Source organism: Streptomyces sp. NPDC039465 (assembly GCF_055639315.1).
On record NZ_JBVKAP010000003.1, the window covers coordinates 464,165 to 479,196 of the forward strand.

The 15,032-nt window shown below is 71.6% G+C and carries 17 protein-coding genes; 7 read left to right on the forward strand and 10 right to left on the reverse strand.

The window, feature by feature from the left end; all coding sequences use genetic code 11:
* The first annotated feature begins 126 nt into the window (after positions 1-126).
* Both ACZ7LT_RS12560 and ACZ7LT_RS12565 read left to right on the forward strand, forming a co-directional pair.
* On the forward strand, positions 127-1,593 hold the full coding sequence (locus ACZ7LT_RS12560) for an NCS2 family permease (protein WP_471235995.1): 1,467 nt from the start codon (positions 127-129) through the stop codon (positions 1,591-1,593).
* 44 nt (positions 1,594-1,637) lie between these two features.
* Complete coding sequence (locus ACZ7LT_RS12565; RefSeq protein ID WP_471235996.1) at positions 1,638-2,789, forward strand: XdhC family protein; 1,152 nt, start codon at positions 1,638-1,640, stop codon at positions 2,787-2,789.
* A 29-nt stretch (positions 2,790-2,818) separates the two neighbouring features.
* On the opposite strand, the gene ACZ7LT_RS12570 is transcribed toward ACZ7LT_RS12565, so the two are convergent.
* The gene (locus ACZ7LT_RS12570; protein ID WP_471235997.1) at positions 2,819-3,205 is read right to left on the reverse strand and encodes a VOC family protein; all 387 of its coding nucleotides are present in this window, start codon (positions 3,203-3,205) and stop codon (positions 2,819-2,821) included.
* Positions 3,206-3,327: 122 nt separating this feature from the next.
* Between ACZ7LT_RS12570 and ACZ7LT_RS12575 the strand changes: the two genes are divergently transcribed.
* The 3 genes from ACZ7LT_RS12575 (at position 3,328) to ACZ7LT_RS12585 (ending at position 6,110) form a co-directional block, all read left to right on the forward strand.
* Complete coding sequence (locus ACZ7LT_RS12575; RefSeq protein WP_471235998.1) at positions 3,328-3,489, forward strand: hypothetical protein; 162 nt, start codon at positions 3,328-3,330, stop codon at positions 3,487-3,489.
* A 119-nt stretch (positions 3,490-3,608) separates the two neighbouring features.
* Positions 3,609-4,823 (forward strand): cytochrome P450 family protein, encoded by a 1,215-nt coding sequence (locus ACZ7LT_RS12580; protein WP_471235999.1) that lies wholly within the window; start codon positions 3,609-3,611, stop codon positions 4,821-4,823.
* A gap of 72 nt (positions 4,824-4,895) precedes the next feature.
* Positions 4,896-6,110 (forward strand): GNAT family N-acetyltransferase, encoded by a 1,215-nt coding sequence (locus tag ACZ7LT_RS12585; RefSeq protein ID WP_471236000.1) that lies wholly within the window; start codon positions 4,896-4,898, stop codon positions 6,108-6,110.
* Between the two features lie 28 nt (positions 6,111-6,138).
* Here ACZ7LT_RS12585 and ACZ7LT_RS12590 read toward each other — a convergent pair whose 3' ends face one another.
* Both ACZ7LT_RS12590 and ACZ7LT_RS12595 read right to left on the reverse strand, forming a co-directional pair.
* Positions 6,139-6,372, reverse strand: a complete 234-nt coding sequence (locus ACZ7LT_RS12590; protein WP_471236001.1) for a hypothetical protein — start codon at positions 6,370-6,372, stop codon at positions 6,139-6,141.
* 4 nt (positions 6,373-6,376) lie between these two features.
* Positions 6,377-7,021, reverse strand: a complete 645-nt coding sequence (locus ACZ7LT_RS12595; RefSeq protein WP_471236342.1) for a TNT domain-containing protein — start codon at positions 7,019-7,021, stop codon at positions 6,377-6,379.
* A 314-nt stretch (positions 7,022-7,335) separates the two neighbouring features.
* Here ACZ7LT_RS12595 and ACZ7LT_RS12600 point away from each other — a divergent pair, with 314 nt between their 5' ends.
* A complete protein-coding gene (locus tag ACZ7LT_RS12600) occupies positions 7,336-8,565 on the forward strand; it encodes a benzoate/H(+) symporter BenE family transporter (RefSeq protein WP_471236002.1) in 1,230 nt (409 codons plus the stop codon).
* A gap of 15 nt (positions 8,566-8,580) precedes the next feature.
* On the opposite strand, the gene ACZ7LT_RS12605 is transcribed toward ACZ7LT_RS12600, so the two are convergent.
* Complete coding sequence (locus tag ACZ7LT_RS12605; protein WP_471236003.1) at positions 8,581-9,276, reverse strand: hypothetical protein; 696 nt, start codon at positions 9,274-9,276, stop codon at positions 8,581-8,583.
* 162 nt (positions 9,277-9,438) lie between these two features.
* Positions 9,439-10,152 (reverse strand): O-methyltransferase, encoded by a 714-nt coding sequence (locus tag ACZ7LT_RS12610; RefSeq protein ID WP_471236004.1) that lies wholly within the window; start codon positions 10,150-10,152, stop codon positions 9,439-9,441.
* Between the two features lie 137 nt (positions 10,153-10,289).
* On the opposite strand from ACZ7LT_RS12610, the gene ACZ7LT_RS12615 reads away from it, so the two are divergent.
* A complete protein-coding gene (locus tag ACZ7LT_RS12615) occupies positions 10,290-11,237 on the forward strand; it encodes an NmrA/HSCARG family protein (protein ID WP_471236005.1) in 948 nt (315 codons plus the stop codon).
* Positions 11,238-11,277: 40 nt separating this feature from the next.
* On the opposite strand, the gene ACZ7LT_RS12620 is transcribed toward ACZ7LT_RS12615, so the two are convergent.
* From ACZ7LT_RS12620 to ACZ7LT_RS12640, 5 genes are all read right to left on the reverse strand, one after another.
* Complete coding sequence (locus tag ACZ7LT_RS12620) at positions 11,278-11,934, reverse strand: response regulator (RefSeq protein WP_471236006.1); 657 nt, start codon at positions 11,932-11,934, stop codon at positions 11,278-11,280.
* Positions 11,931-13,208 (reverse strand): sensor histidine kinase, encoded by a 1,278-nt coding sequence (locus tag ACZ7LT_RS12625; RefSeq protein ID WP_471236007.1) that lies wholly within the window; start codon positions 13,206-13,208, stop codon positions 11,931-11,933. Before ACZ7LT_RS12625 ends, ACZ7LT_RS12620 begins: the two co-directional genes overlap by 4 nt.
* A gap of 119 nt (positions 13,209-13,327) precedes the next feature.
* The gene (locus ACZ7LT_RS12630; protein ID WP_471236343.1) at positions 13,328-13,717 is read right to left on the reverse strand and encodes a DUF2267 domain-containing protein; all 390 of its coding nucleotides are present in this window, start codon (positions 13,715-13,717) and stop codon (positions 13,328-13,330) included.
* A 213-nt stretch (positions 13,718-13,930) separates the two neighbouring features.
* Positions 13,931-14,452, reverse strand: coding sequence for a GNAT family N-acetyltransferase (locus ACZ7LT_RS12635; RefSeq protein ID WP_471236008.1), 522 nt, complete (start codon positions 14,450-14,452; stop codon positions 13,931-13,933).
* Positions 14,449-14,817, reverse strand: a complete 369-nt coding sequence (locus ACZ7LT_RS12640) for an ArsR/SmtB family transcription factor (RefSeq protein WP_471236009.1) — start codon at positions 14,815-14,817, stop codon at positions 14,449-14,451. Before ACZ7LT_RS12640 ends, ACZ7LT_RS12635 begins: the two co-directional genes overlap by 4 nt.
* Between the last annotated feature and the right edge of the window lie 215 nt (positions 14,818-15,032).

Below are 15,032 nucleotides of genomic sequence, written 5' to 3' on the forward strand. Positions count from 1 at the left end.
CGGCGAACCGTTCGTCTCGGGCCGTCCCCCGGGTCGTGCAGCCCACGCAGTATCCCAAATCCCGCAGCTTGTCTGACATCTCCAAGTCTTATGCGGGTGCCCCTTTGAACCTTGGGAGTAGGCACCATGACCCAGTCGTCAGTGGAGCCGAAGACCGCCGCAGAGGACGCGGGCTCCGGCTCGAACGTCCCCGCGGGCCGGTCTTGGCTCGACCGTTACTTTCACATCTCCGAAAGAGGATCAACCGTCGCGACCGAGGTGCGTGGCGGCGTCACCACCTTCATGGCGATGGCGTACATCCTTCTGCTCAACCCCCTGATCCTCGGCGGCAAGGATGTGGACGGCAACGTCCTCAGCCAGCCCGCGCTCATCACTGCGACTGCGCTCGCCGCCGCCGCGACCACCCTGCTCATGGGCTTCTGGGGCAAGGTCCCGCTCGCCCTCGCGGCCGGTCTGTCCGTCTCCGGTGTCCTGGCCTCCCAGGTCGTCCCGGTGATGACCTGGCCGCAGGCGATGGGCATGTGTGTCGCGTACGGCGCCGTCATCTGTCTCCTGGTGGTCACCGGCCTCCGCGAGATGATCATGAACGCGATCCCGCTCGCCCTGAAGCACGCCATCACCATCGGCATCGGTCTCTTCATCGCGATCATCGGTTTCGTGAAGGCCGGCTTCGTCCACGAGAACCCCGCCCCCGGCGGCGGCCCCGTCACCCTCGGCCCGGCCGGTGAACTCGCCGGCTGGCCCGTCCTGATCTTCGCGGTCACCCTGCTGCTGATCTTCGCCCTGCAGGCCCGCAACGTCCCCGGCGCCATCCTGATCGGAATCGTCGCCGGCACCGTCATCGCCGCGATCGTCAACGCGATCGCCGACATCCCGGCCAAGGCCTGGTTCTCCGGCGCGCCGGAGCTGAACGGCAGCGCGGTCTCAGCACCGGACTTCTCGCTCATCGGCGACGTGTCCTTCACCGGCTGGGGCGACGTCGGCTACATCACGATCACCATGATCGTCTTCACCCTGGTGCTGGCCGGCTTCTTCGACGCCATGGCCACCATCCTCGGTGTCGGCACCGAGGCCAAGCTCGCCGACGACAAGGGCCGCATGCCGGGCCTGTCCAAGGCGCTGTTCATCGACGGTGCCGGTGGTGTCATCGGCGGCGGCGTCGGCGGCTCCGGCCAGACCGTCTTCGTCGAGTCCGCGACCGGCGTCGGCGAGGGCGCCCGCACGGGCCTCGCCTCCGTGGTCACCGGTGGATTCTTCGCGCTGTGCCTCTTCTTCACCCCCCTCACCGCGATCGTGCCGCAGGAGGTCGCCGCAGCGGCCCTGGTCGTCATCGGCGCGATGATGATGCAGAACGCCAAGCACGTCGACTGGAGCGACCGCTCCGTGGCGATCCCGGTGTTCCTCACGGTGGTCCTGATGCCGTTCACGTACACCATCACCACGGGTGTCGCGGCCGGTGTCCTCTCCTACGCCGTCATCAAGGTGGCGCAGGGCAAGGCCCGCGAGGTGGGCGGCTTCATGTGGGGCCTCAGCGCGATCTTCGTGGTGTACTTCGCGATCCACCCCATCGAGAGCTGGCTCGGCGTCGGCTGACGCCCTGCCCTCCACACATCCTCAGAGCTTTCAAGGAGGCCGACATGCTGGACATCGCCGACGAGTTGCACCGGTGGGTCGAGCAGGGACGTGACTTCGCCGTCGCCACCGTGGTGGCGGTCGGCGGCAGCGCCCCCCGGCAGCCGGGCGCCGCACTCGCCGTCGACAGCGACGGCACGGCGATCGGTTCCGTCTCCGGTGGATGTGTGGAGGGCGCCGTCTACGAGCTCTGCCGGCAGGCACTCGACGACGGCGAGACCGTGCTCGAACAGTTCGGGTACAGCGACGAGGACGCATTCGCGGTCGGTCTCACATGCGGCGGCATCATCGACATCCTCGTCACACCGGTCCGCGCGGACTCTCCCGCCAGGGAAGTGTTCGCGGCCGCGCTGTCCGCCGCCGCCCGTGGGGAGGCGGCGGCGGTCGCGCGGATCACCGAGGGCCCCGCCGAGCTGAAGGGCCGCGCCCTGGTGGTGCGCCCCGACGGCTCGTACGAAGGAGGCCTTGGCGGGCATCCCGTCCTGGACCGCACGGCCGCCGGCGAGGCGGGCGCCATGCTGGACGCCGGCCGCACCGGCACCGTCGTCATCGGTGAGGACGGCTCGCGCTGCGGACAGCCCCTGACACTGCTCGTCGAGTCCAGCGTGCCGCCGCCCCGGATGATCGTCTTCGGCGCCATCGACTTCGCCTCGGCGCTCGTACGGGTCGGCAAGTTCCTCGGGTACCACGTGACCGTGTGCGACGCCCGGCCCGTCTTCGCGACCCCGGCGCGCTTCCCCGACGCCGACGAGATCGTCGTCGAGTGGCCCCACACCTACCTCGAGCGCACCGAGGTGGACGGCCGAACCGTCCTGTGCGTGCTCACCCATGACGCCAAGTTCGACGTCCCGCTGCTCGAACTGGCCCTGAAGCTTCCCGTCGCCTACATCGGCGCGATGGGCTCCCGCCGCACCCACGAGGACCGCAACAAGCGGCTGCGCGAGGTCGGCGTCACCGAGCTCGAGCTGGCCCGGCTGCGCTCGCCGATCGGACTCGACCTCGGCGCGCGGACGCCGGAGGAGACCGCGCTGTCGATCGGCGCCGAGATCGTCGCCAACCGGCGCGGCGGCAGCGGAATCTCCCTCACCGGCGCCCACACCCCGATCCACCACGAGGGCGGCCACGCACCGAACGGCCGGATAGGGTCCGTGGCCTGACAGCTCGTCGGGCGCCCGCGCACTCCGGCCTAGGCGGCGTCCTGCGGGTACCAGCGCAGCTCGACGGTGTTGCCGTCCGGGTCCTGGACGTAGATCGACTGGGCCGAACCCCGCGCGCCGAAGCGGGGGACCGGCCCCTCCAGGACGGTGAAGGTCCCCGAGTCGATCACTTCCTGCCAGTCCAGCGGATCGACGACCAGACAGATGTGGTCGACATTGGACTCGGCGCGCGGACGGCTGAACAGATCGATGATCGTGTGCTCGTTTATCCGCACCGAGGGGAACGGCACCTTCCCCTCGCGCCACTCCTCCACCCGCACCGCTTCCAGACCCAGCGGCCCGGTGTAGAACTCCAGCGACTTCTCGACGTCCTGCACATTGAGCACCAGGTGGTCGAAGTCCTTGACGCGCAGCATGTGACACCCTCCCGTTCGGCTGGGCCGCCCCGTTCGAATCCGGCCCGGTTCGTATTCTCGTCGCCGGGCGCGCCGTACGGAAGATCTTGATCAACGACGCACGGTCGGCGAGCCTGCTGCCCATGCCCAGAAGACCGGCTCCACTGACCTTCCTCGCCCTCGCCCTGGCCGCCCTGCTGCTCCCTACGCCCGCCGCGGCCGTCGACCCGCCGGCCGGCCAGTGGTTCCCCGCCCAGGCCCTCGAACTCGTACGCCTCGCCCGCCCGGCACTCACGTCCGGCTGAACTCCCGCTGGGCCGACATGGGTTGGCGGCGCGATCACCGACCGTATTCCGACCTGTGCGTCAACGCCCCGTCTTCTAGGATCGGTTGGCTGACGTGTCCCCCACAGGCAGGAGTACCCATGGGCCAGCAGCCCATCGCCCTCGACCCCGCGGGCGCCGACATCCACGCGGAGGCCGAGCGGCTGCGCGAGCGCGGCTCGGCCGCGCTCGTCGAACTCCCCGGTGGCATCAGGGCCTGGGCGCCGACCGGACACGCCCTGCTCAAACAACTCCTCGCCGACGAGCGGGTGTCGAAGGACCCCAACCTCCACTGGCCGGAGTGGATCGACGGCCGGTACCGCGAGAGCTGGGTCAACACCTGGGTCGGCGTGACAAACATGTTCACCGCCTACGGAGCCAACCACCGGCGGCTGCGCAAGCTCGTCTCCCCAGCCTTCACCAAGCGCCGCACCGACGCCCTCGCCCCGCGCATCGAGGAGATCACCACCACCCTCCTCGACGCGATGGCCGAAGCCCCCGACGGCCGGGCCGAACTGCGCACCGCCTTCGCCCATCCGCTGCCCATGCAGGTCATCTGTGAACTCTTCGGCCTCCCCGAGGACCGCAGGGCGGACACCGCCCGCCTGGTCGAGGAGATCTTCGACACCACCGCGACGCCCGCCCAGGCCACCGCCACCCTCCAGGAGATCCTCGCGCTGCTCGCCGGACTCGTCGCCGACAAGCGCGCCATGCCGGGCGACGACATGACCAGCGCCCTGATCGCCGCCCGCGACGAGGAGGGCTCCAGCCTCACCGAGGAGGAGCTGATCTCCACCCTCCTCCTGGTCGTCGGCGCCGGCCACGAGACCACCGTCAACCTCATCGGTAACGCCGTCCACGCCCTGCTCGCCCACCCGGACCAGCTCGCCCGCGTCCTGGACGGCGAGATCCCCTGGAACGACGTCATCGAGGAGACCCTGCGCTGGGCCCCCTCCATCGCCAACCTCCCGCTGCGCTACGCCGTCGAGGACATCGACCTGCCCGACGGCACGGTCATCGCCCGCGGCGACGCGATCCTCGCCGCGTACGCCGCCGCCGGACGCGACCCGCTCCGCCACGGCCCCACCGCCGGCGCCTTCGACCTGACCCGTGTCGACAAGGAACACCTCGCCTTCGGCCACGGCGTGCACTACTGCGTCGGCGCCCCGCTCGCCCGCCTGGAGGCCGCCATCGCCCTGCCCGCGCTCTTCGCCCGCTTCCCCAAGCTCCGCGCGGACGAGGAGGCCGGACCGGCCCGGCAGAGCGAGTCCTTCATCGCCCACGGCTGGGCCACCCTGCCGGTGCGACTGGCCTGATCACGACGGTCCGGCCCGGCGCGCCCGGAAACACGGATGCCGGTCCGAAACCCTCGCGTTAGGGTCCGAAGCATGGACATCCGCGACGTACCCGAGGCCCACATCGACCGTGCGCTCGCGCTCGCGTACCTCGTCTTCCACGAGCGTCCGGAGGACGAGCTCCACAAGCACCAGCAGGAGCTGATGCGGGAGTGCGAGCGCATCGGCGCCTACGACGGGGACACCTTGGTCGGCTTCGTCGCGCTCCACCGCTTCACCCTCTCCGTCCCCGGCGGCGAACTGCCCTGCCCCGGCCTCACCTACGTCTGCGTCGCCCCCACCCACCGGCGCCGCGGCGTGCTCTCCGCCATGATCGGCGAGGTCCACCGCCGCTGCGCCGCCGAGGGATGGCCGCTCGCCGCACTGTGGGCCTCCGAGGACGCCATCTACGGCCGCTTCGGCTTCGGCGCCGCCACCGAAGGACTCACCGTCGAAATCGACTCCCGCCGGCCGCTCGCCCTGCGCATCACCCCCGACGAACGCCCCCTGCGGCTGATCGACCCGGCCGACGCGCCCGCACTCCTCGGCCCGTACTACGACGCGACCCGCGCCCGGCGCCCCGGCCGGCTCGCCCGCGACGCGGCCCGCTGGCACGGCGAATGGCTCGTCGACAAGGACGAGGAGGACGACGAGCTCTCCCCGCCGCGGATTGTCGCCCTCGGCAACCCGCTCGCCGGATACGCCGTCTACCGCACCCGCCCCGAGAACGACGACACCCACACCCCCGGCCTCGTCCGCCTCGACGAACTGGAGGCCGACACCCCGCGGGCCGCGGCCGCCCTGTGGAGGTACCTCGCCTCCATCGACCTCACCGGCACCGTCCGCGCCTGGGGCCGCCCCCTCGACGATCCGCTGCTGCTCTTCGCCGTCGACCGCGACCAGGTCAGGGTCACCGGCCAGTTCCCCGCCCTTTGGCTGCGCCTCGTGGACGTCACCGCCGCGCTCACCGCCCGCTTCTGGGCCGCGGACACCGACCTCGTCCTGGACCTGCGGGACGACCGGCTCCCGTCCAACGCCGGACGGCTGCGGCTGACCGTCACCTCCGGCACGGCCCGCTGCGCCCCCGCAACGGACCCGGCGGACCTCACCCTCGACGTACGGGAACTCGCCGCCTGCTACCTCGGCGGCACCGAAGCGGTACGCCTCGTCCGCGCGGGCCTGATCGACGAACACACCCCCGGCGCGGCCGCCGCCCTGGACGCGGCACTGCGCACCGACCAACTCCCGCACATCAACGACGAGTTCTGAGGAACCGGGCGGGCGCGAGGCCGGGCGGTCAGGTCAGCAGCGCGAGGAGGTGCGCGCAGGCCGCCGCCTCCGTCGGGTGCACCGCGATCGGTTCGTACGCACCACGCTCGTACGCCCCGGTCTCCCAGCCTCCGTCCGGCGCGCGGCGCAGATACAGGAAGTCCGGGGGAGTGGGCGCTGGTTCATGGGCGCCCTCGATCCAGTAGTACTCCCCGGGCACCGCGGCCTCCCGCAGTGCCCGGGCCAGTGCCCTCCGGTCCAACGGATCAGGGGGCAACGGACTGGAGATAGCCATGGTCCAGAAGCCACTTCACATTGAGCCGCGCGCCCTGGCCGGGGTCGAGGAACACCGGGTCCAGCTTGATCTGCTGCCCGCCGCCCGGCTGCTCGAACCACGGGGCGATGGAGCCCTCCCAGACGGTGAACGCCTTCAGGACCCGGTAGACGCGGTAGTCGCAGGGGTGGGCGGCGTCCCGTGTACCGAGGTTCTGCGGCGGCAGCGCGCGGGCCGCGTACGGGTCACCGGCCGGCGCGAGATAGGCGCCGTACTCGGAGCCGAACCGGTCGAGCCGCTCACCCGGCTCCAGCACCTCCGGGTGCTTGTCGACCTGGCCGTTGACCTCGGCGAAGCCGTCGTTCGGCGGGTACTTCCAGCCGCCGGTGTCGGCCGGGCCCTCCCAGTACTTCTTCAGGAAGTCCTGCGGGGAGAGCGAGCCGGTGCGGTGGTAGCCGTTGAGCAGTGGCCCCACCGGCCGGTCCCACTTCTTCGGCAGCCACTTGGGGCCGAGCCGCTTGTCGCCCTTGAACTCGCCGGTGCACGGCTCGGGCGGGACCGGCCGGGCCGCGACGGCGGCGGCCGGGGCCTGCCGCCCGGCCGGCTCGGCGGCGTGCGCCGCCGGTGCGGCCGCCATCACGGCCGTGACGCCGAGAGCGGCGAGAACGGCACGGATCCTGAGGTCGGTACGGCTCCCGAGGTCGGCAGGACTCCTGAGGTCGGTACGGCTTCGCTCCACGTGGAGATCTCCCTGTGCGTCGATGACCCGCCATATGCGCGGCACAGCGTAATCGATCAACGTCTGAGCGTGAGGAGGCTTCGGCCGGGGGCGGCTGGATCGGGCCCCTTCCGACCGGATACCGGACACCCCGTCCGCCGCCGACGCCTTTTGATCACACTGAAGTCCGCCGGACCGGCCCGCGCGAGGCGGCCGGAAAGTGAGGAGTCCCCTTGACCACCACCCAGGCGCCCGGCAGCGGCGCCGCGACCCGCGAGGGCGGCGGCCCCGAGCTCGTACGGGCCGTCACCGCCGGTCTGATAGCCGCGTTCGTCGGCTTCTCCAGCTCCTTCGCCGTCGTCCTCGAAGGCCTGCACAAGGTCGGTGCGACCCGCGCGCAAGCCGCGTCCGGACTGATGGCGCTCTGCGTCGCGATGGGCGCCTGCGCGGTCTTCCTCAGCCTGCGCACCCGCATGCCGGTCAGCATCGCCTGGTCGACACCCGGCGCGGCCCTGCTCGCCGCGTCCGCCGCACCCGACGGCGGATTCGCCGCCGCCGTCGGGGCGTTCCTTGTCACCGGTGCCCTGATCGTGGTCACCGGACTGTGGCAACCGCTCGGCCGCTGGGTCTCCGCGATCCCCAAGCCGCTGGCCAACGCGATGCTCGCGGGCATTCTGCTGCCGCTGTGCCTCGCCCCCGCCAAGGCGGTCAAGGCGGAGCCGGCCCTCGGCCTCGCGATCGTGCTCACCTGGGCGCTGGTCGGCGTGGTGAAGAAGCTGTACGCCGTCCCGGCGGCCGTCCTCGTCACCGCCGTCCTCATCGCCACCACCACCGACATCTCCGCCGCCGACCTGGGGCCGCTGTGGGCCGGACCCGTCTTCGTGACACCGCAGTTCCCGGCCGCCGCCCTGGTCGGCATCGCCCTGCCGCTGTACGTCGTGACGATGGCCTCGCAGAACATCCCCGGCATCGCCGTCCTGAACGTCAACGGCTACGAGCCGCGCCCGGGCCCGCTGTTCAGCGGGTCCGGCGCCTTCAGCATGCTCGCGGCGCCCTTCGGCGGCCACGCCGTCAACCTGGCCGCGATCACCGCGGCGCTCTGCGCCGACGAGGGCGCGGGCCCCGACCCCCGCAAGCGGTACCGCGCCGCTGCCGTCTCGGGGGTCGCGTACATCCTGCTCGGCCTGGGCGCGGGCGCCGCGGTCGCCTTCGTCGGCGCCGCACCGCCCACTCTGATCCAGGCGGTCGCCGGGCTCGCCCTGCTCGGCGCCCTCGGCAGCGCGCTGATGGGCGCGGTCGCCGGCCCCGACGACCGGGAAGCGGCGGTCGTCACCCTGGTGGTGACCGTCTCCGGGGTCGGGTTCTTCGGCATCAGCGGCGCGTTCTGGGGGCTGCTCGCCGGAGGCGCGGTGTACGGGCTCAAGCAGTGGGGCGGGCCGCGGCGGCGCCGCGCCCGCCCCTGAGATGCGGTGCCCCGGTCAGCTGGTGACGGTGATCTGCTGCGCCGGGTCGGTCGTGTCGGTGACCTGGTACGTCGCCGTGAAGGTCGCCGACTGGTTGCCCGTCGGGCAGAGGAACCCGCCGGTGACCGTGGCCGGGACCGGGGCGTTGGAGATGGCCAGCGACGAGGGGGCGCCGTTGGTCCAGGTCCCGGAGGCGGTGGTCGGGCCGGTGGGCGAGGCGGTGATGGTGCAGTTCGCGAGGCCGCTGGTCTTCAGGACGACACCGCCCTTGGGCATGGTCAGACCGGCGCCGATGGGGGTGCCGTGCTGCGCGGTCAGCGACCAGGGGCCGTTGGTGGCGTTGCTGGTGACGGTGACGCTCACACCGCCGATGCTGGTCGTACAGCCGCTGAACGTGGGCGGGTTGATGGTCGCGCCGACCGGTCCGGCGGCGTTGTGGTTCCCGGGGGCGGCCGGGATCTTGTTGTTGGCGCCGGTCGTGGGCAGCGAGGACGAGACCGTACAGGTCATCGTCGTCGAACCGGCGGTGAAGGTCGCCTTGCCGGTGAGCTTCGCGGCGAAGGAATGCCCGGCGGGCGAGACCGTGGTCGAACCGGCCTGCGCCTCAAGGGCGTTGGCGACGGCCGCGCCACCGAGCGTGAGCGCCGCTGTGGTCGCGAGACCGGCGGCCGACGCCAGCAGGGCGCGCGTGGGTATGGGACGTAGGGCCATGGGGGACTCCTCGAACGGCGGTTGAAGGTGGGGGTGCGAGGAGGTGCAAAGTGACTTGAGAGTAGGACTGGCCAGTAGGGGCGTCCAGGTGCACTTTGCGCCACTCATGTGACGGCCCATCAGACGTGGGCACAGGCCCGAGGGGCCCGGCGGGCCGGAGATTCACAGGCGCCGGGCGAACGTCAGGCCGTCGGCCACCGGCAGCAGCACCGACTCGACCCGGGCGTCGGCGCGCACGTGTGCGTTGAACGCCCGGATCGCGGCCGCGTCACCGCCGGCCTGCGGGTCCGCCGCCGCACCGCCGAAGAGGGCGTTGTCCGCGAGCAGCAGTCCGCCGGACCGTACCCGCGGCACGAGCTGCTCCCAGTAGTCGATGTAGCCGGCCTTGTCGGCGTCCAGGAAGACCAGATCGACCTCCGCCTCGGTGGGCAGGGCCCGGAGGGTCTCGGCGGCCGGTCCGAGCCGCAGCTCGATGCGGTCGGCGACGCCCGCCTGGTGCCAGGCCTCCTCGGCGATCTGGGTCCATTCCTTCGACAGGTCGCAGGTCAGGACCGTGCCGCCGGGGGCTAGGCCCTGGGCGAGCGCGAGCGTCGAGTAGCCGGTGAAGGTTCCCACCTCCACGATCCGGCGGGCGCCGAGCAGCCGTACGAGCAGGGTCAGGAACACGGCCTGTTCGTGCGGGACCCGCATCCGGGCCAACCGGCCGAGCCGTTCCGTACGGGCGGCCAGCTCGCGCTGGACCTCGGTGGCCGGTTCGGCCTGCGCCACCAGATAGCCGTAGATCTCCGGCGTCAGATCGACTGTCTTGACGCGGCCCTCGACGCGGCCTTCGACGTCGTCTTCTGCGCGGCCTTCGAAAGGCTCGGTTGCACCCATGACGTACACCCCTTCGGGACGCCCCCCGCACCCATGCGGAGGTGTGTGCGCTGTGCGGTCATATTCTCCGGCATATCGTGCCAAAAGCGGAGGTCCGTCCGGACACGGAGCGTACGGAGCGTAACGATGGAGATCTCATGCCGGAGAAGAAGATCATCACGGTGTTCGGCGCGACCGGCGCGCAGGGCGGCGGACTCGCCCGCGCCATTCTCGACGACGGAGAGTTCGCCGTACGGGCCGTCACCCGGCACCCCGAGTCGGACGCCGCCCGTGAGCTGGACCGGCTCGGCGTCGAGGTGGTCCAGGCCGACTCCGACGACGAGCCGACCCTCGCACCCGCCATCGAGGGCTCGTACGGCGCCTTCCTGATGACCAACTTCTGGGAACACATGTCCGGGGAACGGGAGAAGGCCCAGGCCGCGGCGATGGCCCAGGCCTGTGCCCATGTGGGCGTACAGCACGCCGTCTGGTCCACCCTGGAGGACACCCGTGAGTGCATCCCGCTCGACGATCCGCGCATGCCCGTCCTCCAGGGCCACTACAACGTCCCCCACTTCGACGCCAAGGCGGAGGCCGACGCCTTCTTCACCGAAGGCGGCGTGCCGACCACCTGTCTGCGGCTCACGTTCTTCTGGGAGAACCTGCTCAGGATGTTCGCTCCCCAGCGCGCCGACGATGGCACCTACCGGATCTCCTTCCCCATGGGGGACAAGCGGCTCTCCGGGCTCGCCGTCGACGACGTCGGCCGGACCGCCCTGGGAATCTTGAAGCGCGGCACCGACCTGATCGGCAGCACGGTCAGTATCGCCGGTGAGCATCTGACCGTCACCGAGATGGCCCACGCCATCGCGGAGTCGACCGATCTGCCGGTCGTCTACCAGCCCCTGGAGCCGGACGCGTTCCGGGCCCAGGGCTTCCCGGGCGCCGAAGAGGCCGGCAACATGTTCCAGTTCTACGCCGACTGCGAGGCCCGGTTCATCGGCGCCCGCGACCTGGACGCCGTACGCGCCCTGAACCCGGCCCTGCAGTCCTTCGCGACCTGGCTGGCCGGGCACCGGGACAAGCTCGGGACGGCGTGGGTGTGACCGTGCGTCCTCGCGGCCCGGCCGAGGGCGCGATCCGCCGTCACCGGGTCGGGGAGACCAGCCCCGCCTCGTAGGCGATGATGACCAGCTGCACCCGGTCCCGGGCGCCGAGCTTTGCCAGCAGCCGGGTCACATACGTCTTGGCGGTCGCGACGCTGATGAACAGCCGCTCCGCGATCTCCGTGTTGGACAGCCCACCGCCGACCAGCGTCAGCACCTCACGCTCCCGCTCGGTGACCCCCTCGACCTCGCGGTGCGGCCGTACGGACTCGGCGCGGCCGGCGAACTCCCTGATCAGGCGGCGGGTGACGCTCGGCGCGATGAGACCGTCCCCCGCGGCCACCACCCGGATGGCCGCCAGGATGTCGTCCAGCGCCATGTCCTTGACGAGGAACCCGGACGCCCCGGAACGCAGGGAGCCGTAGACGTACTCGTCGTCGTCGAAGGTCGTCAGGACGATCACATGCGCGTCGGCCGGCCCCGCGGTGATCCGCCGGGTCGCCTCGATCCCGTCCATCCCCGGCATCCGGATGTCCATCACGACGACGTCCGGGCGCAGCTCCTCGGTGAGCCGGACCGCCTCGGCGCCGTTCGCCGCCTCCCCGACGACCTCCAGATCCTCGGCCTCCGTGATGACCATCCGCAGGGCGGCGCGTATCAGCTCCTGGTCGTCGGCGAGCAGTACACGGACGGTCATGACACTCCTGTGGTGGTCGGTCCTGTGGTGGGCGGCGCTTCGGTGGTCGGTGCGGGTACGGGCAGCCGGGCGGTCACCCGGAAGCCGCCGTCGGGACGGGGTGCGGCGGAGAACTCGCCGTGCAGCAGGGCGACCCGCTCACGCATGCCGGCCAGCCCCCAGCCGCAGTCCTGCCCGGAGCCCGTCGTACGGCCGAGACCGTGGCCGTGGCCCCGGTCGAGGATCTCCAGCGACAGCTCGCCCTCGCGCCGGTCGACGATCACCCGGCACGAGTCCGCGCCCGCGTGCCGTACGACATTGGTGACCGCCTCCTGCACGATCCGGTACGCGGACAGGTCGATCTCCGGGGGCAGCTCGCCCCGCTCGCCCCGCCACTCCACCTCGACCCGGACCCCGGCGCCCGTCGTCGCCTCCGCCAGGCGCTCCAGGTCGGCCAGGCCCTGGGCCGGTTCCAGCGGCGCCGGCCCGGCCTCCTCGCCCGCCTCCCCGCCCGGCTCGGCCTGGCGCAGCGCCCCGAGCATCCCGCGCAGCCCCGACAGCGTCTCGCGTCCGGCGGTCTCGATCGCCGCCAGAGCCTCCTCGGCCGCCGCCGGCCGGGCCTCCACGACTCGGCGCGCCGCACCCGCCTGCAGGGCGATGATGCCGATGCTGTGCGCGACCATGTCGTGCAACTCGCGTGCTATCCGCAGCCGTTCGGCGGTGACCGCCCGCGCGGCCGCCTGGGCGCGCGCCTGTTCGGCGTGGACCCGGGCCTGGTGCGCCGACCTGCCCAACAGCCAGGCGATCACGGCGATCAGAGCCACCGTCAGCTGCGCCGCGGTGTCGACGTTCCAGCCCATCAGCACGCGGATGGCGAGGTAGCCGACCAGCGTGCCGAGCGCCGTCGCGAGGGCGGCGAGCGCGCTCCGGCGCGCACGGGCGGCGGCGACGAAGTACAGCGTGACATCGACCGCGAGGAACTGCGCCAACGGGATGCCGCCCACCCCCAGCGGAACCGTCGCGACCGCGGACGCGGCCAGCAGCAGAGGCAGGGCGCCCAGCGGCCGCCGGTCGAGGAGCCGGGCGGCGTACAGAGCCATGGCGGTCGACACCACCAGCGCCGTCACGCCCTCCCAGCGGAAGAAGATGACCCCGGGCAGGACCGTCGGACCCGTCTCGCCCGGCAGCCGTACCCGGATGAGAAAGGTGAACGCGACACCCGCGGCCCAGGCCGCCGCCGTCCACGCGCCGGCCGATACGCGCGTGAGCGGAGGAAGAAGGGGCGTCGCCTGCATGTCGATGATCGTAACGATGTGATCATCGGCCGTCGTCGGACCTGGGGTGTACACCCACGGTCGACAGTCGTGCCCGGTGACAGCCAGGCCGGGGCCTGCTCAGGCCGGCCGGGGCTTGGTCAGGTGGGCCGGGGTCGGCCGAAGAGCAGCTCGTAGCCGGGCGGCAGCTGGAGCAGTACGCGACTCATGAGATCCTCGCCCGCAGCGTCGGCCACCACACTCAGGACCGCGCTCACGTCCCACTTCGCGGTCTCCTCGCTGGCCCCCTCGATCCAGGCCGCCGTCGCCCGCACGAACCGGTCCGGATCGAGCGGTTCCGCGGCCTGGAGCGGATTGAGCAGGATCAACGCGAAGGTGTCGGGAAGCCGACCGGCCAGCTCCGCCCGCTCCTCACCCACCAGATGTGCGCCCAGCAGGGCGAGGACGGTGCGGGCCGCGCGTTCGGCCTCATGGTCCGAGGGGTATTCACCGCGCTCGCGGACCGCGTCGAGAAAAGCCTGCCATCGCATCTGAACCACCGATGTGCCCCTGATCGCCTGGGTGGGCGGAGGGCGGGACAGGGGGAGAGCATGGTGGTCCCGTCCTCCGCCGCTGAACTGCGTGTATCCAGTATCCCGCGCGTCATGCCAAGGACCCGAGCGCGACGCTCTATTACGGCGCGCAGGAATCCGGCGGCCATCTGGGAGCGGCCGGCGTTGTGGACGCGGACGAAGGGAGCGCCGTCAGGTGATCAGCGTGCTCCTGCGCTCCAGCAGGACCACGTCCCGCCATACCCCCTGATGCCGGCCGATGCGCTCGCGTGTGCCGACGACCCGGAAGCCCGCGCGCGCGTGCAGAGCGAGGCTGGCGGTGTTCTCGGGGAAGATCCCGGACTGGATCGTCCAGATCCCGGCCGCTTCGGTGGAGGCGATCAGCGCGTCCAGCAGAGCGCGGGCGACCCCCCGGCCGCGCGCGCCCGGGTGAACGTACACGGAGTGCTCGACTACGCCCGCGTACGCGCACCGCTCCGAGACCAGGCTCGCCGCCACCCAGCCCAGCACGGCCCCGGGCTCGTCCAGCGCGACGAAACGGTGCTCGGCAAGCCTTCCCTTGTCGAAGACCGCCCACTCGGGCGCCCGGGTCTCGAAGGTGGCGTCGCCCTCGTAGATCCCGGCCTGGTAGATCGCCAGGACCTGATCGGCGTGCTCGGGCAGCAGCGGCTCGATCCGCGGTTCGATCCGCGGTCCCGTCCGCACCGCGCTCACGCCGCTTCCGCGGCGCCGGCCAGCAGCGCGCCCATCGCGGCGAGCACGGCGGGCTCGACCCGGTAGTACACCCACGTGCCCCGCCGCTCCGAGGAGAGCAGCCCGGCGTCCTTCAGCTTCTTCAGGTGGTGGGAGACGGTCGGCTGGGACACGCCCACGTCGGAGATGTCGCACACGCACGCCTCGCCGCCCTCGTGGGAGGCGACGGCGGAGAACAGGCGCAGGCGAACGGGGTCCCCGAGGGCCTTGAACATCTTCGCCGCGACCACGGCCTCGTCGGCGGACATCGGGCGCTCGGCCAGCGGCGGGCAGCAGGGCGCGACGGCCTCGGGCTCCAGAAGCGGCAGAACCTCGGTATTCGACATGCGTCTATGTTGACACGCCGGGGTCAGAATATCGATTCCTGTCTATGTTGACACATATCGAATCAGAGCCTCACGGCGCCGACCTCCACGGGTGGAACCACCCGTGGAGGCCTCTTCTTTTTGCCCGTGGCCCTCTTTCGCTGCCATGTGAAGTGTGAAATTGTACGGTCACACTTTCCGTGGGCATGACAGCTGCGGAGAGCTCAACTTCCGTT

What these genes read in the sequence shown, in the direction of transcription:
- ACZ7LT_RS12610 (WP_471236004.1), bottom strand. Translation starts at nt 10,152, where the DNA reads ATGGGTGCAACCGAGCCTTTCGAAGGCCGCGCAGAAGACGACGTCGAA.
- ACZ7LT_RS12625 (WP_471236007.1), bottom strand. Translation starts at nt 13,208, where the DNA reads ATGCAGGCGACGCCCCTTCTTCCTCCGCTCACGCGCGTATCGGCCGGC.
- ACZ7LT_RS12560 (WP_471235995.1), top strand. Translation starts at nt 127, where the DNA reads ATGACCCAGTCGTCAGTGGAGCCGAAGACCGCCGCAGAGGACGCGGGC.
- ACZ7LT_RS12630 (WP_471236343.1), bottom strand. Translation starts at nt 13,717, where the DNA reads ATGCGATGGCAGGCTTTTCTCGACGCGGTCCGCGAGCGCGGTGAATAC.
- ACZ7LT_RS12620 (WP_471236006.1), bottom strand. Translation starts at nt 11,934, where the DNA reads ATGACCGTCCGTGTACTGCTCGCCGACGACCAGGAGCTGATACGCGCC.
- ACZ7LT_RS12580 (WP_471235999.1), top strand. Translation starts at nt 3,609, where the DNA reads ATGGGCCAGCAGCCCATCGCCCTCGACCCCGCGGGCGCCGACATCCAC.
- ACZ7LT_RS12565 (WP_471235996.1), top strand. Translation starts at nt 1,638, where the DNA reads ATGCTGGACATCGCCGACGAGTTGCACCGGTGGGTCGAGCAGGGACGT.
- ACZ7LT_RS12605 (WP_471236003.1), bottom strand. Translation starts at nt 9,276, where the DNA reads ATGGCCCTACGTCCCATACCCACGCGCGCCCTGCTGGCGTCGGCCGCC.
- ACZ7LT_RS12570 (WP_471235997.1), bottom strand. Translation starts at nt 3,205, where the DNA reads ATGCTGCGCGTCAAGGACTTCGACCACCTGGTGCTCAATGTGCAGGAC.
- ACZ7LT_RS12585 (WP_471236000.1), top strand. Translation starts at nt 4,896, where the DNA reads ATGGACATCCGCGACGTACCCGAGGCCCACATCGACCGTGCGCTCGCG.
- ACZ7LT_RS12595 (WP_471236342.1), bottom strand. Translation starts at nt 7,021, where the DNA reads ATGGCGGCCGCACCGGCGGCGCACGCCGCCGAGCCGGCCGGGCGGCAG.
- ACZ7LT_RS12615 (WP_471236005.1), top strand. Translation starts at nt 10,290, where the DNA reads ATGCCGGAGAAGAAGATCATCACGGTGTTCGGCGCGACCGGCGCGCAG.
- ACZ7LT_RS12575 (WP_471235998.1), top strand. Translation starts at nt 3,328, where the DNA reads ATGCCCAGAAGACCGGCTCCACTGACCTTCCTCGCCCTCGCCCTGGCC.
- ACZ7LT_RS12640 (WP_471236009.1), bottom strand. Translation starts at nt 14,817, where the DNA reads ATGTCGAATACCGAGGTTCTGCCGCTTCTGGAGCCCGAGGCCGTCGCG.